Source organism: Chitinivorax sp. B, assembly GCF_005503445.1.
Lineage (GTDB): Bacteria > Pseudomonadota > Gammaproteobacteria > Burkholderiales > SCOH01 > Chitinivorax.
The window spans coordinates 1-1745 of the sequence record NZ_SCOH01000136.1; the positions used below are offsets into that span (position 1 = coordinate 1).

The 1745-nt window shown below is 46.4% G+C and carries 1 protein-coding gene and 1 pseudogene; both read left to right on the forward strand.

Features of this window, described 5'->3' with window-relative positions; genetic code table 11:
• A pseudogene (locus FFS57_RS24795) lies at window positions 1-168 on the forward strand (ISAs1 family transposase); the annotation flags it as partial.
• A gap of 120 nt (window positions 169-288) precedes the next feature.
• On the forward strand, window positions 289-1008 hold the full coding sequence (locus FFS57_RS24800) for a PEP-CTERM sorting domain-containing protein (protein ID WP_137940492.1): 720 nt from the start codon (window positions 289-291) through the stop codon (window positions 1006-1008).
• Window positions 1009-1745: the final 737 nt, after the last annotated feature.

The window sequence follows — 1745 nt, forward strand, 5'->3', positions numbered from 1 at the left end:
GACGAGCTGCGTGTGGCTGACCCGGAGGGTGCGGCGCAGCTGGCGTTATTCAACCGCGTGGCACTGAGCGTGATCCGGCAGCATACCAAGCGCAAGGACAGTGTCGCGGGCAAGCGACAGCGGGCAGCATGGGATCCGCGCTTCAGAACTGAGCTTTTATTTGATTAAACAAGGAGTAAAGTTCGATCCCGCCCTGGCCCTATCTCATTGGTGATACAATTGTCATAATGGTGGCGGTTAGGTTGAATTGCGATAAAAATACTAAATCCTGATTGTGGAGTAAGAAATATGAAACGAAATAGACTGTTTGCTTATGCTTTGTCTGGTTGTATGCTTTTGATATCATTAACATCTTTTGCAATGCCTGCTCATTTTGGTCAAAACTTGATCATAAATGGTGGGGCAGAGGTAGATGCTGCTGGTAGAGGTAGTGCTTTAGGCCTTGTTCCAGGTTGGGTGAGTCAACAAAATGGCGCGATGGTGATTAGGTACGGTGCAAATCTACATTCTCCTACGATAGAACAAAGTAGCCAATTAAATGGCGGAGTTCAATTTTTTGCTGGTGGTGCCGGCATGCGTGATGTTTATATGCAGCAATTTATTGACTTAAAGCCATTTTCAGACTGGATTGATCTAGGTCGTGCAAAATTCCAGGCAATGGGCTGGTTTGGAGGATTTGGTAATAAAGATGATACAGCTGGGATATCGTTAACATTTCTAAATGATCAGCAGGATCTGGTTTCATATCGTTTGGGTGATATTGATGCATTCGCTCGAGGCAATAAGACTGGACTCATTTTTCAGGATATGAATGAATTTGTACCAATAGGCGCCACACAGCTTATGGTCACTTTGGATTTCCATCGAATGAGTGGTGATTACAATTACGCATATGCCGACAATTTATTCTTTTCAATTAATTCTGTACCAGAGCCTAACACTGTAGGGCTGATAATTCTGGGAATGGTTGGAATATTGGGCGGGTGGTCTCGTAGAAGACAAATTTAACAAATTTTATTACAAGAGGTATTAATCATTTCGTTACACACAACCCACTTGGCATAATACAATGTTTGCCTGAGAGCTGATTCTTCTGCCCACTTTGCGCTACCGGTATAACTCTTGCGTTCGAGGTGTCCTTTTGACGAAAGAACCGTGGTGACGAGGTGGGCAATGGAAGGAATTTGCTTGGGCGGAATTAGGCACCCGACTTCGACAGATAATATCATAAACCATTGATTATTAAATGCTTGCATTTAAAGCACTCCACTACAGAAACAGCAATTGCTTGCTGGCGGTCGGTTTTTGACCCCTAAGGCGGACAGAATGCGGATTTGTTCCTGGTCGATCGACGAGATCCCCGAAATCGGTTGCTCATTAGTCGGCCCTGAGCAATCGGCTTTCGCCTGATTCTAAAGGCGAAAAGCGAAAGTTACGCTGCTGAGATTTGCAAGGTTTCGCTAAAATGGGCGCAATTCCTTGCAAATTTTCGAGGGCTAGATGGGAACCAAATCAGTCGGACCGCAGAGCAACGATATGTTTCGTCAGCGTTTAGACGAGTTGGTGAATCCGCGCCACCCCAGGGCGGGATCGAACTTGCCATCGGCATAAATTCAGGTACGACAGTGCACTTCATCAAGCAACCTGGTGCCCAGTCCGGTAAGCTGCGAACCCCAATCCTTCACCGTCAACCTTGGCCATGGTCCTATTCACCCACCTCGCCGATCTGCCCGACCCACGTACCC

What these genes read in the sequence shown, in the direction of transcription:
- FFS57_RS24800 (WP_137940492.1), top strand. Translation starts at nt 289, where the DNA reads ATGAAACGAAATAGACTGTTTGCTTATGCTTTGTCTGGTTGTATGCTT.